The sequence below is a fragment of the Mesorhizobium sp. BHscii genome (genome assembly GCF_053848065.1).
In genome coordinates, this window is sequence record NZ_JBSPKW010000003.1 from 208,125 (window position 1) to 226,682 (window position 18,558).

An 18,558-nucleotide genomic window follows, 5' to 3' on the forward strand; every position below is an offset into this window, starting at 1 on the left:
TTGGCGCCAGACCGTATGTTGGCGCACGACAATCCGATGCATGTCGCCCAAAAGTGTGAAGCGGTTTTGGGACAATGACATGCACAAAGCGCGTTGAGCCGGCCGAAGCGGCTGCGGAAAGACTGACTTGATGAATGTGATCGTGGTTGGCGCAGGCATTGCAGGGCTGTCGACGGCGTGGTCGCTGGCCAAAGCTGGGCACCGGGTCTCGATCGTCGAGCAGGGACCGATTCCCAATCCGCTTGCTGCCTCGGGCGATCATCATCGCATCATCCGCCGCGCCTATGGCGCAGCGGCGGGCTATGGCAGGCTGATCACCGAAGCCTATGAGGCCTGGGACGAGATGTGGGCCGATCTCGGCGAAAACCATCTCGATCCGCGCGGCTTCATCTGCATTTCGCGGGAGCCGGGAGACGAAGCCGAGGAATACCGCGAAGGCATGGAAGCCGGGAACTATCCATTCGAAATGTTCGAGCCGGATGCCGCGGCTAAACGCTGGCCGTTCCTGGAGCCCGGCTCGTTCCGCTACGCGTATTTTTCACCGGACGGCGGTGCGCTGCATTGTCGCAAGATTGCGACCCGCCTCGCTAGATGGCTGCGCGTGAACCACGCCAATGTCTACGAAAACAGCAAGGTGGTGGAAGTTGACGCCGAGGCCGGCCGCATCGTGCTTGAAAGCGGCGAGACGATGCAGGCCGACCGCATTGTCGTCGCCGCCGGCGCCTGGGTGCTGAAACTGTTTCCCGAACTGGACGGCGAACTGAAGACCTGGCGCACGGCGCTCGCCTATGTCGAACCACCGGCGGATCTGAAAGCGGCATGGCAGGGAGCCCCCGTAATCCTGAATGTCGGCGGCGCTGTCGACGGCTACGTGATCCCGCCGTCCGGCGGCGCCGGCATGAAATTCGGCTCAGGGCTGCACAGGGTGCCGACCAGCGACGCCGACTGGAACCGCCAGCCGGTGCCGGGCGAGGGTGAGGCGATCCGCGACCTGTTTTCGCCGCCGATCGCCCGTGTCGAAGACTACAAGATCACCGAGGTCGTCACCTGCGCCTACACCTTCACCGCCGACGAGAAATTTCTGGCTCATGAAAAAGGCAGATGCCTTGTCGTCTCGGCCTGCTCCGGCCACGGCTACAAGTTCGGCGCGGCGGTCGGCAGGCGCGTGGCGGCGACGGTCGGCAATGACGACGTCGCCGGCTTGAAGGCCTGGCTGCGGGCGGAGGCGGTGTGACCTAATACCGGCAATGCCTTGGCATATGAACGCGCCGCCAGCCCGACGAACCTTCCCTGACCAGCACTCGCCGTGCCACCGTCTGGTAGGACGGGGAGATTTCGATGACACGCCGCTGCTCCGGCCGTACCAGCACCTCTCGGGCCACGCTTTCATACTCGGCAGGGATGACCACGCGCCTTGTGCGTTCAGGTTCAACCACCACGGTTTCGGCGACCCGCGCATATCGGGGCTTGCGCCACACCTTGCACAGCACTTTGCGGCCGTGGATTATGCGCCATTCCCAGGCATAGCCGCCGTCGTCTACCTTGACCGTGTGGTAGACGGTGCGCGTGGCGGCCGGCACCACCTCGTAAGTGACGCGGGCCGGAGCGATCTGCTCCACGCTCTCGCGCGTGCCGTAGATTGGCGGATCGTAGTCGACGATCTGGCCACCGGGGCTGACCAGCACCTTTTCGTGAACGGTGTCGTAAACGGACGGCCTGTTGACCGGCTCGTAGCATTCGACGGCGCGTCCGCCGGCAGTCGTTTCGGACACCATGCCGAAAACAGCAAGGCTGGCGATGGCCGAGGAAGCAGTTTTCCTGATCATGGCACTCCCCCTGTTTGAACCTTCAGCGCAAGCTCAACGTTGAATTGTAGGGGAAGCGCCATCGCGGGAAAGCAGTTTCGAGATATTTCGTTAAGCGACGCGGTTAAGAAAGTGCTACTCGGCAGCGCAGCCACACCGCTTTAGCGCCGACGCAGCCTCGGGCGAATCCTGTGCAGAAACCTTGATTCGACTTAACCGGATGGCTAGGAGGGGCGGCCTTGCGCTAGGGTGAGCCGACATCCTATTTACAGGATAACGATCCAGAACCGATTCTGCCCGATTTGCTAATCTCCCGGCGCCGGAATCCCATCTTTCAATAAGGGATAATCCATGAAGAACCCCGTCGAAACCTACATGAACCTCGTTCCGATGGTGGTCGAGCAGACCAATCGCGGCGAGCGGGCCTACGACATTTTCTCGCGGCTCCTGAAAGAGCGCATCATTTTCATCACCGGTCCGGTCGAGGACGGCATGGCGACGCTGGTCTGCGCGCAGCTTCTGTTCCTCGAAGCGGAGAATCCGAAGAAGGAAATCAACCTCTACATCAATTCGCCCGGTGGCGTCGTCACCTCGGGCATGGCGATCTACGACACCATGCAGTTCATCAAGCCGGCGGTGGCGACGCTGTGCATCGGCCAGGCCGCCTCGATGGGCTCGCTGCTCCTCACCGCAGGCGAGAAGGGCATGCGCTTCGCTACGCCGAATGCCCGCATCATGGTCCATCAGCCTTCCGGTGGCTTCCAGGGCCAGGCTTCCGACATCGAGCGCCACGCCCAGGACATCATCAAGCTGAAGCGTCGTCTCAACGAGGTCTACGTCAAGCACACCGGCAAGAGCTACGACGAGATCGAAAAGACGCTCGACCGTGACCACTTCATGACCGCCGACGAGGCCAAGGATTTCGGCCTCATCGACAAGGTCATTTCGTCGCGTGAGCCGCTCGAAGGTATTGCCACGTAAGACCGGTGGCAGTTGGCTGGTGGGAAAACCCGCTTTTTGATGCCGCTTGCGGCATTTCGGCCACAATTGGCTGTTCCCTCGACGGGAGCAATTGCCTACGTTAAGCCTATGTTGATTTTCGACGGCTTAGCTTTGTGCGGGGTTGGTGCGAATCATTGCGACGTTTTCTGATATGTGTTTCGTACGGAATGCGTTGCGGGAGCCGGAATACTGGCGGCGGCGATTTCCCGCGATAGATTGAGATATGCGCCCTTTCAACCAGACCATCGGCGGGCGGCTATGAAAGGACATGAAAATGAGCAAGGTCGGCAACAACGGCGGCGATTCCAAGAACACGCTTTATTGCTCGTTTTGCGGCAAAAGCCAGCACGAAGTGCGCAAGCTGATCGCCGGCCCGACGGTGTTCATCTGCGACGAATGCGTCGAGCTCTGCATGGACATCATCCGCGAGGAGAACAAGACCTCGATGGTGAAGTCACGCGAGGGCGTGCCGACCCCGCAGGAGATCCTCAAGGTTCTCGACGACTACGTCATCGGCCAGCCCTACGCCAAGCGCGTGCTGTCGGTAGCGGTCCACAACCACTACAAGCGCCTCGCTCATGCCGGCAAGAACAATGACGTCGAGCTGGCGAAGTCCAACATTTTGCTGATCGGCCCGACCGGTTGCGGCAAGACGCTGCTTGCGCAGACGCTGGCCCGCATCATCGACGTGCCGTTCACCATGGCCGATGCGACGACGCTGACCGAGGCCGGCTATGTCGGCGAGGATGTCGAGAACATCATCCTGAAGCTCTTGCAGTCGGCCGACTACAATGTCGAGCGAGCCCAACGCGGCATCGTCTATATCGACGAGATCGACAAGATCTCGCGCAAGTCGGACAATCCTTCGATCACCCGCGATGTGTCGGGCGAGGGCGTCCAGCAGGCGCTGTTGAAGATCATGGAAGGTACGGTCGCTTCCGTACCGCCGCAGGGCGGCAGGAAGCATCCTCAGCAGGAATTCCTGCAGGTTGATACCGCCAACATCCTGTTCATCTGCGGCGGCGCCTTCGCCGGCCTCGACAAGATCATCTCGGATCGCGGCCGCAAGACGTCGATCGGCTTCGGCGCCACCGTCGCTTCGCCAGAGGATCGTCGCACCGGCGACGTTTTCCGCCTGGTCGAGCCTGAGGATCTTTTGAAGTTCGGCCTCATTCCCGAGTTCGTCGGCCGTCTGCCAGTCCTGGCGACGCTGGAGGACCTCGACGAGCCGGCGCTGATCCAGATCCTGACCGAGCCGAAGAACGCGCTGGTCAAGCAGTACCAGCGGCTGTTCGAGATGGAGAATGTCGACCTGACCTTCCATGAGAATGCGCTGTCGGCGATCGCCAAGCGCGCCATCGAGCGCAAGACCGGCGCGCGCGGCCTGCGCTCGATCATGGAAGCGATCCTGCTCGACACGATGTTCGAACTGCCGGCGCTGGAAGGCGTGCGCGAAGTGGTTATTTCGGAAGAGGTGGTGTCCGGTAACGCCAGGCCGCTCTACATCTATTCCGAGCAGAAGGAAAAAAAGGGCAACGTCAGCGCCTGACGTGAGCCCCTGCAGTGGAATTCTTCAAACGGCGCCGTGAGGCGCCGTTTTGCTTTGCGGACGGGCCGACTTATGATGAACGGATTGTGACAGATTGGATGAACGGTTTCGTGTTGACCCTTGATCTTTGCCCCCCGTGCCTCCAACTAACTGAGGAAGGCCGGGGTGCCGAATTCTGTGCTGTAAAACTCCCGTCACAAACGGTGGTAGGCGGAACGATCCTCGGTCGTTAATATGAGATTCGCGGTTGGCCGATTGGCAGTCGCGACAAGAAAGGTTGGACAATGGCCAAAATATCCAGGGCTCCCAGCGACGGCGTCTTCGCAGTCCTCCCACTGCGCGACATCGTGGTGTTCCCGCACATGATCGTTCCGCTCTTCGTCGGGCGTGAAAAATCGATCAAGGCGCTGGAGGAGGTGATGGGTCAGGAAAAGCAGATCCTGCTTGCGACCCAGATGAATGCCGCCGATGACGATCCCGAGGCCGATGCCATATTCGACATCGGCACGCTCGCCAATGTGCTGCAATTGCTGAAGCTGCCGGACGGCACCGTGAAGGTGCTGGTGGAAGGCGCTTCGCGCGCGAAAATCGTTTCGTTCACCGACCGTCCCGACTTCCACGAGGCCCGCGCCACGGCGCTGGTCGAACCGGATGAGGAAGAGGTCGAGGTCGAGGCGCTGGCCCGTTCCGTCGTCACCGACTTCGAGAACTACGTCAAGCTGAACAAGAAGATCTCGCCCGAAGTGGTGGGTGCCGCCAGCCAGATCGACGACTATTCCAAGCTCGCCGATACGGTTGCCTCGCATCTTGCCATCAAGATCCCCGAGAAGCAGGAGATGCTGGCCACGCTTTCGGTCAAGGAGCGGCTGGAAAAGGCGATGGGCTTCATGGAAGCCGAAATCTCCGTCCTGCAGGTGGAGAAGCGCATCCGTTCGCGCGTCAAGCGCCAGATGGAGAAGACCCAGCGCGAATACTACCTCAACGAACAGATGAAGGCGATCCAGAAGGAGCTCGGCGAGGGCGAGGACGGCCGCGACGAGGCCGCCGAGATCGAGGCGCGCATCAAGAAGACCAAGCTCTCCAAGGAGGCCCGCGAAAAAGCGGAAGCCGAACTGAAGAAGTTGCGGACGATGTCGCCGATGTCGGCTGAATCGACTGTCGTGCGCAATTATCTCGACTGGATCCTGTCGATACCGTGGGGCAAGAACTCCAAGGTCAAGCAGGATCTGGCCTTCGCGCAGAACGTGCTCGACACCGACCATTTCGGCCTCGACAAGGTCAAGGACCGTATCGTCGAATATCTCGCCGTGCAGAGCCGCCAGAAGAAGCTGAAGGGGCCGATCCTGTGCCTCGTCGGACCTCCCGGCGTCGGCAAGACCTCGCTCGGCAAGTCGATCGCCAAAGCGACCGGCCGCGAGTTTATCCGCATGGCGCTGGGCGGCGTTCGCGACGAGGCCGAGATCCGCGGTCACCGGCGCACCTATATCGGCTCGATGCCCGGCAAGGTCATCCAGTCGATGAAGAAGGCGAAGAAGTCCAACCCGCTCTTCCTGCTCGACGAGATCGACAAGATGGGCCAGGATTTCCGCGGCGACCCGTCGTCGGCCTTGCTTGAGGTGCTCGATCCCGAGCAGAACTCGACGTTCATGGACCACTACCTCGAGGTCGAATACGACCTGTCGAGTGTGATGTTCGTGACGACGGCGAACACGCTGAACATTCCTGCGCCCTTGATGGACCGCATGGAGATCATCCGTATCGCCGGCTACACCGAGGACGAGAAGATCGAGATCGCCAAGCGTCACCTGATGCCCAAGGTGATCCGCGATCACGCCCTGCAGCCGAAGGAGTTCTCCGTCGGCGAGGACGCGATCCGCGGCATCATCCAGACCTACACCCGTGAAGCAGGCGTCAGGAGCCTGGAGCGCGAACTGATGAAGCTCGGCCGCAAGGCGGTGACAGAGATCCTGAAGACCAAGAAGAAGACGGTCGACATCACTGCGGACAATCTCGCCGATTACCTTGGTGTTCCGCGCTTCCGCTTCGGTCAGGTCGAGGCCGACGATCAGGTTGGCGTCGTCACCGGGCTTGCCTGGACGGAAGTCGGCGGCGAGTTGCTGACGATCGAAGGTGTCATGATGCCCGGCAAGGGCCGCATGACCGTGACCGGCAATCTGCGCGACGTTATGAAGGAATCGATCTCGGCGGCGGCCTCCTACGTCCGCTCGCGGGCTATCGATTTCGGCGTCGAGCCGCCGCTGTTCGACAAGCGCGACATCCACGTCCACGTGCCCGAGGGCGCAACGCCCAAGGACGGACCGTCGGCGGGTGTGGCGATGGCGACGGCGATCGTCTCGGTGCTGACCGGCATCCCGGTCAGGGCCGATGTGGCGATGACCGGCGAGATCACGCTGCGCGGCAGGGTGCTGCCGATCGGCGGGCTCAAGGAGAAGCTGCTTGCAGCGCTGCGCGGCGGCATCAAGAAGGTGCTGATCCCGGAAGACAACGCCAAGGATTTGGCGGAGATTCCGGACAACGTAAAGAACGGTATGGAGATCGTTCCGGTCGCGCGAGTTGGTGAAGTCTTGCGCCATGCGCTGGTGCGTATGCCGGAGCCGATCGACTGGGTCGAACCAGCCAATGCGCCGGCTGCGGTGGATGCCGGGGACGACGCCGGCAAGTCACTCGCCCATTAGTTACTGCTAAAGTTGCAATGCACAAGAGAGAGCCGGGCCTAGCGCCCGGCTTTTTCATGTGAAAAACCCCGGAATTCCGGGGTTTTTTCGACTCGTTTGACGCTTTTCGACTTGGTTGCGGAAGCGCTTCTTTCTAAAGTCCGTTTCCTGCCGGATGAGTCGTACGTTCCGGTTTCTCATGGAAGGGAATTTTTATGAACAAGAACGAACTGGTGTCCGCTGTCGCCGATGCCGCGAGTATTTCGAAGGGTGACGCGCAGTCGGCGGTTGATGCGGTGTTCTCCGTCATCACCGGCGAACTGAAGAAGGGCGGCGATGTCCGGCTTGTCGGCTTCGGAAATTTCACAGTGTCAAAACGCGCTGCCTCGACCGGCCGCAATCCGCAGACCGGCGCGGAAGTGCAGATTCCGGCGCGCACCGTGCCGAAGTTTTCGGCCGGCAAGGGCCTCAAGGACGCAGTCAACTAAGCGCCTTCTTACCCTTTTCAGAGACCAGAAAAGCCGGGCATTCCCCGGCTTTTCCTTTGCACCCGCTTTGGCGGGCAGCGGACGGCTCTATGCCGTCGGCGCATCCGCGCGCATCAGCCCTTCCTTTTTGAGATCGGCCCAGAGTGCTGATGGCAGTTTCGCGTCGAGCAGCGACCGGTTGCTTTCGACCTCGCTCGGCCGCTGGCCGCCGGGGATCACCGACACGACCGAAGGGTGCAGCAGCGGAAATTGCAATGCCGCCTCGATCAGGCGCACGCCGTGGCGTTTGCAAATGGCCTCGATGCGCGCGACGCGGTCGAGGATGTCCTGCGGCGCCTCGGAATAATTGTAATAGGCGCCGGGCTTCGGTCCGGTTGCCAGGATGCCGGAATTATACGGCCCGCCGAGAACGATGCCGATGCCGCGCTTCTGGCATAGCGGCAGGAAGGATTGCAGCGCCTCCTGCTCCAGCAGCGTATAGCGCCCGGCAAGCAGGAAAAGGTCGAAGTCGCCACGCTCGGCAAGTGTCTGGGCAACCTGCCATTCGTTGATGCCGCCGCCGAATGCCTTGATGACGCCCTGGTCACGCAAGGCCAGCAGCCCGTAATAGCCCGAGCGCATGAACTCCTCGATGCGTTGGTCCGAGGCCTCCTTGCTGCCATGGGTGAAGATGTCGAGATCATGCACGAAAAGGATGTCGATGCGGTCGACGCCGAGGCGCTCGAGCGAGGCTTCGAAGGAGCGCATGACGCCGTCATAGCTGTAGTCGTAGACCTCGCGGCGCGACGGCGTGTCGAAGAACTTGCCGATGCCGGTGCGTTGGTCCGGCGGGCAGGCGCGCATGATGCGGCCGACTTTGCTCGACAGCACCAAGTCGTCGCGCTTTTTCGAACGCAGGAACGGATTGAGTCGCGTTTCCGACAGGCCAAGCCCGTAGAGTGGCGCGGTGTCGTAGTAACGGCAGCCGACTCGCCAGGCGGTCTCCAAGGTGGCGTTGGCATCCTCGTCGGAAACAGCGCGATAGAGGTTTCCCAGCGGCGCCGTGCCGAAGCCGAGTTCCGTGAACGCGATGCCGCCATTGCCGATGTGGTCGAAATGCCGTGTCTTCATGTCCTGCCGTTTCCTCACCTACGCAATTGCCATGACACTATCACGCCTGGGGCACTGCAAAAGCACTCCGAGCCATTGGACACGGATTTTCACGGTGATAGCATGAGCAAAAACAAGCTGTTCGGGGAAAAACGTGGCCCAAACATTCAGGCAGGTCTCCGGTTCCAATGCTGGCAAAAACCTGTTCGGGGTTGCGCTCGACGAGCTTGGCACTGTGGTGGCTCGGATCGGCCAGAGCCGCATCGACGCCGCCGGCCACACCAACATGGAATAGGCGTCATGCGCTACGAGCTGATGCTGCCGTACCAGATCCGCAAGGCGATCGCCGAAAACTGGCCGGTCGTGCTCCCGCTCGGCGTGCTCGAATACCACGGTGAGCACATGGCCGTCGGCATGGATACGCTGGCAGTCGTCAAGATGCTGGAGCTGTTCGAAAAAGAAGCCGACATCGTCATCCTGCCGCCGTTCTACTATGGCGCGGCGAGCTACGCGGTGGCGCCGCCGGAGGGCAATGGCTCGGTTCAGGTCGGCGGAAATGCGTTGGCGCCGTTCGCAGATGAACTGTTCTACAGCCTGCTGCGCATCGGCTTTCGCAACATCCACGCCATCATCCATCACCAGACCGAGAATTTTGTTTCCGGCATGCCGACCGATCTCGCCTTCAAGACCGCCGGCCGCCAGGCGATCTTCCGTTTTCTGGAGAAGGAGCGCGGCGAGGGCTGGTGGGGCTCCGAGGCGATGGCAGGCTATTATGCCGAACATGCCGAAGGCACCAATTTCTTCAACTGGATACAGGTGCATCCGCTGATGCCGGCAGCAATGAACGGCCAGTATCCGTTCGATCATGCCGGCATCGGCGAGACGTCGCTGATGCTGGCGCTATGCCCGGAAGCGGTGGACGCCGGCCGCTTCGCCGACAATACGGGATGGTACACGGCGACCGCCCCGGACGCCTCGGCGGAACTGGGGCAAAAGGGCGCCGCGATGATCCTCAAGCATTTGCGGGCGATATTGTCGGCCTAACGCGGCTCTGCCTTCTCCCAAAGGGGAGAAGGGAAGAAGGAGCCGCTACTTCACCGCGCCCGCGGTCATGCCCATGATCAGATAGCGCTCCAGCGCGATGCCGATGACGGCAAGCGGCGTGATTGCGGCGGTGGCCAGCGCCGCCATCGACCACCAGTTGATGCCTTGCGAACCGGTCTGGCTCGCCACCATCACGGGAATGGTCTTGGCGTCGGTCGAGGTCAGAAGTGCGGCGAAGAAATACTCGTTCCAGCACAGCACCATCGCCAGGATGAATGCGGCAACCATGCCCGGCAGCGCAATCGGCATGACAATGCGGAAGAAGGCGCCCCAGATCGACAGGCCGTCGACGAGGGCTGCTTCCTCCAGTTCGACCGGGATCGAATTGAACTGGTCGCGCATGATCCAGATGACGATCGGCAGCACCATCAGCGTGTAGAGCAGGATCAGCCCGATGCGGGTGTCGAGCATGCCGACTTCCCTGTACAGCACGAGAAAGGGCAGGGCGAGCACGACCGGCGGCAGGATCAGCTGCGACAGGAAGAAGAAGGAGATGTCCTCGTTCTTGAACCAGGCGAAGTGATAGCGGTAGCGGGTGAGGCCGTATGCGGCGAGACTGCCGATGACGATGGCGAGGCTCGACGCGCCGACCGAGGTGATGACCGAATTCATGAAGCGCTTGATGAATTCGTCGCGCACTGTCGAGGTTCGGAAGATCGAGTCGGGCGACAGGCCGAGCGAGCGCCAACCCTTCCAGTCCGGCCGGAAGTCGACGAACGGGATGAGATGGCCCTGGGTGACGTCGACCGCGGTTTTGAACGAGGTGGTTATTGTCCAGTAGATCGGGAACAGGCAGATGAAGGCCCAGAAGACCAGCGCCCCATAGATGAAGACGCGGTTCGCGAAAAAGCTCGCCGGCGAGCGGATTTCGGAAGCGGCATACTCGGTGGTCTGGACGCTCATGTCACCGCCCCATTCAATTGACGTTGCGCACGAAGCGGTTGGCGAATTTCAACAGCCACGTCACGAACACGATGATGATGATGAGGTAGGCCATCGCCAGCATGGTGCCGTAGCCGACATTCGAGCGGTCGCGATACTCGCGATAGATGAAGCTCGACACGGAATCGGTCGCGCCGCCCGGGCCGCCCGAGGTGACGGTGATGATGATGTCGGCAAGCTTCAGTTTGAAGATGATGCGCAGGATGATCGCCGTCACCGACACCGGCAGCATTAGCGGGAACGTGACCTGCCAGAAGGTCTGCCAGGCATTGGCACCGTCAACCCTGGCCGCCTCAAGAACCTCGCGCGACATCGCCTGAAGGCCGGCGAGCAGCATGATCATCATGAACGGGATGAAGGTCCAAGCATCCAGCACCATGATCGAGATGCGGGCGGTGATCGGGTTTGAAAAGAAGGCGGGGTTTTCCCAGCCGAGTTGGCGCGCCAGCGCAGCGGCCGGCCCGAACCGGTATTCCATCAGCGACTTGCCGATCATCCACGACACCGCGACCGGCGACAGCATCAACGGCATGAGGAAGACGACACGGAAGAATTTGCGCGCCCTGATCTGTGCGTTGAGCAGCAGGGCGAGGCCGAAGGCGATGACATATTCGACCAGTACCGCGAGCACGTAGAGCACCATGTTGAACAGCGCATTGCGGTAGTAGGGATCCGCCAGCATCTGCCAGAAATTGTCGAGCCCGTTGAATTTCCGGCCGGAGAAGGAACTGAGGTTCCAGTCGGTCAGCGCGATGTAGAAGCCGAACAGCGTCGGGAAGATCACCATCGCGATGGTGAACAGCAGCGCCGGCAGCAGGAACAGCGCGCGCTGGCCGTCTTCGCCGCGCATCAGCACCTGGCCGACGCCGAGTGCTATACCCCACAGCACATAGGCATAGACGACCGGCCTCCAGGTCTCGAAGCCGATCGTGTCGACTTCTGTCTTGTAGAGGATCTGAACTGCGATCACTGCCAGCAGGCCGAGCGTCGCAGCGGCCATCAACGCCCGGCCGAGCCGCTTACGGCCCGGCGATATCAGATCGGATGGAGCGGCGTTTGCCGGCCACGCATCGGTGGGCAAAGTCTGGTCAGCCACGCGTCTCGTCCGTTCACTGAAGGCTTTTATGACCGGCTCGCCGGTCAAGATGCGGTCCGGCGGCTTTGCGTCGCCGGACCACGGTTCCTACAATCTCAACCTACATGCCAAGCGAGGCCTTGTAGAGCTTGATCTGGTTTTCGCGGCCGATCTGGTCGGTCAGCTTCTCCCAGGCGGCTGCGATGGCGTCGGCGCCTTCCTGCGCCGTCATCTTGCCGGCGAATGTGTTGGCCAGGATGTCCTCGGCGGCGCTGTAGTACTGGAAGATGCCGGGGATGCGCGGCTCGATCGCGGCGTTCGGATGGTTGTAGCTGTCGGCCTCCGACTTCAGATACGAGGTGATGAAAGCCTCGTCGTAACCGGCGGCCACCCATTCCGGAATGTCGAAATGCGAGTTGCGGTAGGGTTGGAAGCCGGACGGGTATGCCGCGCACCAGAGCGACAGGTCCTTGCCGCCGAGATGGGCAGCGGCAGACCACGCCGCCTTCTTCTTCTTTTCGTCGCTGTCGACCCGTGCCATGACGTAGACGCCCCAGCCGAGATAGGCGCAGTTCGGCGAATAATTCGGGCCGCTGGCGAGCTTGTCCCACTGGCCGGTCTTGGAATTGTAGACGTCGTCCGAGCCTGGCAGGATCGAGAAGCCGGTGACGTCGCCAACGACCGACGAGTCGTTGGTCTTGACGTTGGAACCGACGTCGCCCCACCAGGTGACCATCGAACCGGTGCCGGCCAGGAATTGCTGGAAGGCGGTGGTATTCGGGTCGGCGTTGATCTGGTCGGCGGGCTCGGAAGGCAGCGCGTCGATCACGTCCTGGATCGCCCGCACCCAGGCCGGATTGTTGATGCGCGGCTTCATCGTATCGGCATCGAACAGCCAGGCCTTGTCGTCAGGATGCTTGGCATAGGCGCTGGCGCGGCTGCCGAGGAAGTAGAAGCCGAAGCCGCCCCACGCCTTGGGCGCGTCGAGATAGCCGAAGACATCCTGGCCCTGGAACTGCTTGCCCTTGAGGAACTTGGTCACCGCCTGCACCTGCTGCCAGGTCTTCGGCACGCCCCATTCCGTCAGGCCCGCCTTGTCACCGCCGCCGTCCTTCCATGCCTTGGCGAGGTCGGCATCGGCAAACACGTCGGTGCGGTAGTTGAAGTTGTGCGCGTCGCCATCGACGGTCACGCGGTACTGCTTGCCGTCCCACGTGCCGACCGGTGGCTGCAGATAGGCCACGACGTCCTTCATGTCGATCTGGTCCTTGACCCAGTCCGGCATCTCGGAAGTGAGGCCCTTGCCGCAGACGTCGCCTTCGAACGGCGCGCCCATCTCGATGATGTCGAAATCGACGGTGCCGGTGGCGATCGACTGCTGCAGGCGGGCGTTGTAGTCCGCCTGCGCTAGGTCGATCCAGTTGATCTTGGCGCCGGTGTAGGTCTCCCACGGCTTCAGGAAGCCGCGAAACAGCACATTGTGCAGGTTCTGGTTGTTGAGGCCCATGAAGGTGAGCTGGACACCGGCGAATTCGCCTTCCTTGACGCTGGCCTTGGTCGCCTCCAGGCAAAGCTCGCCGACCTGCTGGAAGTCGGCATCGGTCGGCTGGCCCTTGCCGACACCGGGGATCTGCAGGATCTGCGCACGCAGCTCGCTTGCGGCGGAAGCCGGGCGCGTCAGCGCGCCAAGCCCGGCGCCGGATGCCGCGGCGATCGCAGCCATGCTTGCCGCGCCCTTGAGGACATCGCGGCGAGTGGCTCCCGCGCGCATAAATTGGTTGTAAAGGCTGACTTTCATTTCGTTCCTCCCAGAATCTCAATGGTGATTGTTTCGGGTGTTTGGAGCGCTGGACGTGTTCCCCAACAACAGCGACTCCTAGAAATAGGGCCCAAGTTTTCCTCCCGCGACACTTCGATTTCCGTGGTCCGAACTAGTGTGCCGGCGCGCCCGGAACAGGGTCATAACCCGAGCCCTTTCACTATTCTCACAACCAAGTGCCGTGTCAACGAGGATGGGGTTTTTTATCTATAAAAGACTGACTTGCCCTCGCCGTTTGCGTTGTTTAGCTTCACCGCAACGAAAGGGGGGCCCATGGCTCAAGTCGCGATCAGCAATGTGGCCAAGGCGTTCGGAACCGTCAAGGTCCTGCACGATGTCAGCGTTGACATCGCCGACGGGCAGTTCGTGGTGCTGGTCGGTCCTTCCGGGTGCGGCAAGTCCACGCTGCTCAGGATGGTGGCGGGGCTGGAGACCGTTTCAGGCGGCACAATCGCCATCGGCGACCGTGTCGTCAATCATCTGCCGCCGGCCAAGCGCGACATCGCCATGGTGTTCCAGAATTACGCACTCTATCCGCACAAGACGGTCGAGCAGAACATGGCCTTTGCACTGAAGCTGCGGAAGACCGATCCGGCTGTGGTCGCCGAGCGGGTCAAGCGCGCCGCCGATATCCTCGACCTCAATCCCTATCTCAAGCGCTATCCGCGCCAGCTCTCGGGCGGGCAGCGCCAGCGCGTCGCCATGGGCCGCGCCATCGTGCGCAACCCGCAGGTGTTCCTGTTCGACGAGCCGCTCTCCAATCTCGACGCGAAGCTGCGTGTGCAGATGCGCACCGAGATCAAGGAACTGCACCAGCGGCTGAAGACCACCACCATCTATGTCACGCACGACCAGATCGAAGCCATGACCATGGCCGACAAGATCGTCGTGATGCGCGACGGCCGTATCGAGCAGGTCGGCGCGCCGCTGGAACTGTTCGACCGGCCGGCTAATCTGTTCGTCGCCGGCTTCATCGGCTCGCCCTCGATGAACTTGCTCAAGGGCGTGGTGCGCAAGGGCGACAAGCCTGTCGTCGAGATCGCCGGGACGCCGTTCCCTATCGCCGCGAACAGCGCCGTAGAGGATGGCCGCAAGGTAGTCTACGGCGTACGGCCCGAGCATCTCGAAATCCACCCCGACGGCGTGCCGGCAAAGATTTCCGTGGTTGAGCCGACCGGTTCCGAAACGCTGGTGTTTCTGCGTTTCGGCGAGGGCGAGATGGTGGCGCTGTTCCGTGAGCGCCACGACTTCAAGCCGGGCGACACGCTTCACCTGAAACCACGGCTGGACCAGGTCCACCTCTTCGACGCAGAGACCGGCCGTCGTCTATAACACTTTGAATTTGCGCATGATCTTATCCGAAACCGACATCACTTTTTCGGGATCACGCGCTAGGTTTCACATCAAAAGCCCGTTCGGGAGGAATGCCATGCTCAAAGGGATCAATCCGCTGCTCAATGCCGATGTGCTCCAGGCGCTGCGGGCGATGGGCCACGGCGACGATTTGATCATCGCCGACACCAATTTCCCCTCCGATTCGGTGGCCCGCCAGACCGTCCTCGGCCGACTGCTGCGCATCGATGCGCCGGCCGCGGACGTGGTCAAGGCGGTGCTGTCGCTCTATCCGCTGGACAGTTTCGTCGACGATGCGGCCGCCCGCATGGAGATCGTCGGCAAGCCGGATGAGATTCCCGCAGTGCAGAGGCAAGTGCAAGACGAGATCGACGCGGCGGAGGGCAAGCCATGGCCGATGATTTCGGTCGAACGCTACGCCTTCTACGAACGTGCCAAAAAGGCCTATTGCGTCATCCAGACCGGCGAGCGCCGCTTCTATGGCTGTTTCGCCTTCCGCAAGGGCGTCGTTCCGCCGGATGCGGAGTAAGGAGATGCCAGGCAAGCCTGTCGTCATACTGGGCGTCTTCGTCGCCGACACTGCCTACCGCGCCGCCCGCCAGCCGCGCATGGGCGAGACGCTCCTTGGAACTTCCTTCACGCTTGGCCCCGGCGGCAAGGGCTCCAACCAGGCGGTTGCGGCCGGCCGTCTCGGTGCCGACATCACTTTCCTGACGCGCCTCGGCGTCGATCCCTTTGCCGATATGGCCAGGCAGACCTGGGCGCAGGCCGGGGTGAAGAGCGCCGTCATCGACACGCCGGAGAGTTATACGGGTGCGGCCTATATCTTCGTCGAGGAGACCACCGGCAACAACGCCATCATCGTCAGTCCGGGTGCGGCCATGCTGATTTCGCCCGACGACATCGAGGCTAACGCCGGCCTGATCCGCTCGGCGGGCGTCTTCGTCACCCAGCTCGAGCAGCCGATCGAGGCGGCGATGCGAGCGTTAGAGATCGCGCGCGGGGCAGGCGTGACGACGATCCTCAACCCGGCGCCGGCGGCAAAGCTTCCTGACCGCATCTATACGCTCTGCGACTATGTCACGCCGAACGAGACCGAGGCCGAGGAACTGACCGGTATCAAGGTGTCTTCCATCGACGACGCCCGCCGCGCCGCCGACAGCCTGCTCGAAAAGGGCGTCGGCGCGGTCATTGTAACACTCGGCGACAAAGGCGCGCTGTTGCAAACGGCCAGCCGCTCCGACTATGTCGGCGCGATCAATGCCGGCGCTGTGGTCGAGACCACCGGAGCAGGCGACGCCTTCAATGGCGGCTTGGCCGCAGCACTTGCGAGAGAGGTGGAACCGCTGCAAGCGGTCCGCTTCGCCTGCGCCGTCGCCGGCATTTCGGTCACCCGGCCCGGCACGGCGCCGTCGATGCCGACGCTACAAGAGGTCGAGGCATTGCTCGCCAAGGGGTGAGGCCGCCCAGCCTCGCCGGCGCTCTCGACTTTAGTCCGTTCCGACCACGGTGACATATTAGCCACAGTTAATATGAATCGGCAAACCTATCTTGCGTCATTGGCATAGGTGTCCCGTAATGGATCACTGGGTCTGGCGCCGCAATTGCACGGTCAGCAATGCCGGGGGGCACCTTGACCTGGCAATCGGGGGCAATTTGGGGGGGCCGCCGCTTCGCAAATGGAGCGGCGGGCTTTTTCACGGCACCACACCATCAGAAGCCGCCGACGGATAGGAATGGCTGTGTTTTGCAATGCTCGCCGGGAAGTACCTGTCGCGCCGAATGAGGCGATCTAGCCGCGAACGCCGGACAATTCGCGAACCTCTGCCCGCAGCGCCTGTAACTCCGCGAGGATGATGGCCTGATCGCTGTGCAGCGTTGCCCTGTCGGCCGATTCTACCGCCTCATGCTCGGCCTCCATCGCCGAAACGATCACGCCGATGAACAGATTGAGCACGGTGAACGACGTCGCGATGATGAAGGGGATGAAGAACAGCCAGGCGGTCGGATAGACCGCCATGACCGGGCGCACCACGCCGTCCGACCAGCCTTCGAGAGTCATAACCTGGAAAAGCGTGAAGAGCGATTCCGGTATGCCGCCGAACAGTTCGGGAAAGGACGAGCCGTAGAGCTTCGTCGCCATCACCGCAAAGACGTAGAACACCAGCCCAAGCAACAGCATGATCGAGCCCATGCCGGGCAGGGCGGTGATGAAGCCGGTGACGACACGGCGCAGCGACGGAACGATGCTGATCAGGCGCAGGACCCGCAGGATGCGCAGCGCCCGCAGCACGGAGAGCGAACCGGTCGCGGGGATGAGCGCGAAACCGACGACGAAAAGGTCGAAGATGCGCCATGGATCGCGGAAGAAATTCGTCCTGTAGACGACCACCCGGATCGCGAGTTCGAGCACGAAGACGCCGAGGATCGCGCGGTCGATGGCCGTTAGAAGCGGGCCAAAAACAGCAATCGCATCGGGCGAGGTTTCGAGGCCGAGCGTGACGGCGTTGATCAGGATCAGGACCATGATCGTGAGGTCGAAATGGCGCGATTCGATGAGCGATTTCAGGGCGTCCAAGGCTTCTTCTCCGTTAGAGCATCGGACCCAAAGTGGGAACCGGGTTCGGGAAAATCCAATGCTCAAACGCATATGACAGGCTTGGAACGCAACAAATACAAAAAGTTGAAACTCTCCGGAAACCGAAAGTGGAAACTTTTTGTATTAAGGAACCAAGACCACCCCCGACCTCCTGCGTGACAGGCCGGCACTCCCACTGAGCTACACCCGCGCATAGACGAGAACGTGTCAGCCGCGTTCGTCGTCGAGGCGGTGGATAAGCCGCCGGTGTGAGGCGTTACTCGCCAGGGGTCGAGAGCCCCTCGGGCTCGAACGTAACCGCCACAAGGCCCAAACAGCCCCGTCGGAAACAGCCTTCTGGCCCGCTGTTAAAGCGAATCGCTGCGCTATGTCTCTGTAGGGACCGCATTTTCCTGGAAGGATGAACCGGCACACAGCGATCATCTACCAACTCGCCAGGAACCATGCGGGGAGCAGCGGGTTTGGCTTGGATGCCGACACGTTCGGTCCCCCATTCTCCAAGGAGAATACGATGACATTAGCAAGCAAGACCACAGCAGTTGCCGCGGCGTTGGCTATGCTGGCTTCCCCGGCAGTATCCCAGACGAGCCCACCTGCGCCCGCCGCACCTGCACAGGATCGTGGCTCAGAGCCAGCGCCAGGAGTGAGCGGGCCAACCGAAGACTCCATGCGCAATATGATGCGTCAGATGATGACCGAGATGCTGGAGGAGAGAATGCAAGAGCATCGCCGGCCCCGAGCAGAACGACGAGGTGGCGACCGTTGGCATCGCGATTTCCGCAGAGGTCCGCATGACGGGCGCCGAATGGGAGGCGGGATGATGCATGGCGCACGGATGCGAATGATGTTCGCCATAGTGGACGCCGACGGCGATGGTGCGCTTTCTCAAACCGAAGTTCAGGATTTCATCGGGCGGATATTCAACGCCGTTGACGAGAACGGCGATGACAGCGTCGACAGGGAGGAAATCCGATCCTTCTTCCACGGAGGCGCCGACGAAACGGGTGAATAAATCACTGCAAGTCTTGCGCGTTCCTGGACGAAAATTCGGGAAAGGA

Annotated in this window: 17 protein-coding genes; 11 read left to right on the forward strand and 6 right to left on the reverse strand. The window is 61.6% G+C overall.

The genetic code is table 11. From position 1 onward, the window contains the following. Positions 1-130: 130 nt before the first annotated feature. A complete protein-coding gene (locus ACWTU7_RS06220; protein WP_455838301.1) occupies positions 131-1,234 on the forward strand; it encodes an NAD(P)/FAD-dependent oxidoreductase in 1,104 nt (367 codons plus the stop codon). Position 1,235: 1 nt separating this feature from the next. Here the strand turns inward: ACWTU7_RS06220 and ACWTU7_RS06225 are convergent, their stop codons facing one another. Further along, the gene (locus tag ACWTU7_RS06225) at positions 1,236-1,826 is read right to left on the reverse strand and encodes a hypothetical protein (protein ID WP_455838156.1); all 591 of its coding nucleotides are present in this window, start codon (positions 1,824-1,826) and stop codon (positions 1,236-1,238) included. Between the two features lie 330 nt (positions 1,827-2,156). On the opposite strand from ACWTU7_RS06225, the gene clpP reads away from it, so the two are divergent. The 4 genes from clpP to ACWTU7_RS06245 all read left to right on the forward strand — a co-directional run bounded on the left by clpP (position 2,157) and on the right by ACWTU7_RS06245 (position 7,519). Next, entirely contained in the window at positions 2,157-2,786 is a 630-nt protein-coding gene (gene clpP / locus ACWTU7_RS06230) for an ATP-dependent Clp endopeptidase proteolytic subunit ClpP (protein ID WP_029353484.1), read from the forward strand. A 295-nt stretch (positions 2,787-3,081) separates the two neighbouring features. Next, positions 3,082-4,356, forward strand: a complete 1,275-nt coding sequence (gene clpX / locus ACWTU7_RS06235; RefSeq protein WP_029353486.1) for an ATP-dependent Clp protease ATP-binding subunit ClpX — start codon at positions 3,082-3,084, stop codon at positions 4,354-4,356. 284 nt (positions 4,357-4,640) lie between these two features. Continuing rightward, entirely contained in the window at positions 4,641-7,052 is a 2,412-nt protein-coding gene (gene lon / locus ACWTU7_RS06240; RefSeq protein ID WP_029353488.1) for an endopeptidase La, read from the forward strand. A gap of 194 nt (positions 7,053-7,246) precedes the next feature. After that, positions 7,247-7,519: an HU family DNA-binding protein gene (locus ACWTU7_RS06245; protein ID WP_023798342.1), complete on the forward strand. Its 273-nt coding sequence runs from the start codon at positions 7,247-7,249 to the stop codon at positions 7,517-7,519. An 87-nt stretch (positions 7,520-7,606) separates the two neighbouring features. Here the strand turns inward: ACWTU7_RS06245 and ACWTU7_RS06250 are convergent, their stop codons facing one another. Further along, positions 7,607-8,629, reverse strand: coding sequence for an aldo/keto reductase (locus ACWTU7_RS06250; protein ID WP_455838157.1), 1,023 nt, complete (start codon positions 8,627-8,629; stop codon positions 7,607-7,609). Between the two features lie 133 nt (positions 8,630-8,762). Between ACWTU7_RS06250 and ACWTU7_RS06255 the strand changes: the two genes are divergently transcribed. Further along, on the forward strand, positions 8,763-8,903 hold the full coding sequence (locus ACWTU7_RS06255; RefSeq protein ID WP_455838158.1) for a hypothetical protein: 141 nt from the start codon (positions 8,763-8,765) through the stop codon (positions 8,901-8,903). A gap of 5 nt (positions 8,904-8,908) precedes the next feature. Continuing rightward, positions 8,909-9,652 carry a creatininase family protein gene (locus tag ACWTU7_RS06260; RefSeq protein WP_455838159.1) on the forward strand — a complete coding sequence of 248 codons (744 nt, stop codon included), beginning with the start codon at positions 8,909-8,911 and terminating at the stop codon, positions 9,650-9,652. 45 nt (positions 9,653-9,697) lie between these two features. Here the strand turns inward: ACWTU7_RS06260 and ACWTU7_RS06265 are convergent, their stop codons facing one another. The 3 genes from ACWTU7_RS06265 to ACWTU7_RS06275 all read right to left on the reverse strand — a co-directional run bounded on the left by ACWTU7_RS06265 (position 9,698) and on the right by ACWTU7_RS06275 (position 13,527). Further along, the gene (locus ACWTU7_RS06265) at positions 9,698-10,615 is read right to left on the reverse strand and encodes a carbohydrate ABC transporter permease (protein WP_029353494.1); all 918 of its coding nucleotides are present in this window, start codon (positions 10,613-10,615) and stop codon (positions 9,698-9,700) included. 13 nt (positions 10,616-10,628) lie between these two features. Next, positions 10,629-11,750, reverse strand: a complete 1,122-nt coding sequence (locus ACWTU7_RS06270; protein ID WP_455838160.1) for a carbohydrate ABC transporter permease — start codon at positions 11,748-11,750, stop codon at positions 10,629-10,631. Positions 11,751-11,850: 100 nt separating this feature from the next. After that, positions 11,851-13,527, reverse strand: coding sequence for an ABC transporter substrate-binding protein (locus ACWTU7_RS06275; RefSeq protein WP_455838161.1), 1,677 nt, complete (start codon positions 13,525-13,527; stop codon positions 11,851-11,853). Positions 13,528-13,821: 294 nt separating this feature from the next. Between ACWTU7_RS06275 and ACWTU7_RS06280 the strand changes: the two genes are divergently transcribed. The 3 genes from ACWTU7_RS06280 (at position 13,822) to rbsK (ending at position 16,361) form a co-directional block, all read left to right on the forward strand. Continuing rightward, positions 13,822-14,880: an ABC transporter ATP-binding protein gene (locus tag ACWTU7_RS06280; RefSeq protein WP_095521695.1), complete on the forward strand. Its 1,059-nt coding sequence runs from the start codon at positions 13,822-13,824 to the stop codon at positions 14,878-14,880. Between the two features lie 97 nt (positions 14,881-14,977). After that, positions 14,978-15,430: an RbsD/FucU family protein gene (locus tag ACWTU7_RS06285; protein WP_127316286.1), complete on the forward strand. Its 453-nt coding sequence runs from the start codon at positions 14,978-14,980 to the stop codon at positions 15,428-15,430. A gap of 4 nt (positions 15,431-15,434) precedes the next feature. Beyond that, positions 15,435-16,361, forward strand: coding sequence for a ribokinase (gene rbsK, locus ACWTU7_RS06290; protein WP_065008102.1), 927 nt, complete (start codon positions 15,435-15,437; stop codon positions 16,359-16,361). A 332-nt stretch (positions 16,362-16,693) separates the two neighbouring features. On the opposite strand, the gene ACWTU7_RS06295 is transcribed toward rbsK, so the two are convergent. Beyond that, the gene (locus tag ACWTU7_RS06295) at positions 16,694-17,479 is read right to left on the reverse strand and encodes an ion transporter (RefSeq protein WP_292310470.1); all 786 of its coding nucleotides are present in this window, start codon (positions 17,477-17,479) and stop codon (positions 16,694-16,696) included. 688 nt (positions 17,480-18,167) lie between these two features. Here ACWTU7_RS06295 and ACWTU7_RS06300 point away from each other — a divergent pair. Further along, positions 18,168-18,512, forward strand: coding sequence for an EF-hand domain-containing protein (locus ACWTU7_RS06300; protein WP_135937348.1), 345 nt, complete (start codon positions 18,168-18,170; stop codon positions 18,510-18,512). The last annotated feature ends 46 nt before the right edge of the window (positions 18,513-18,558 follow it).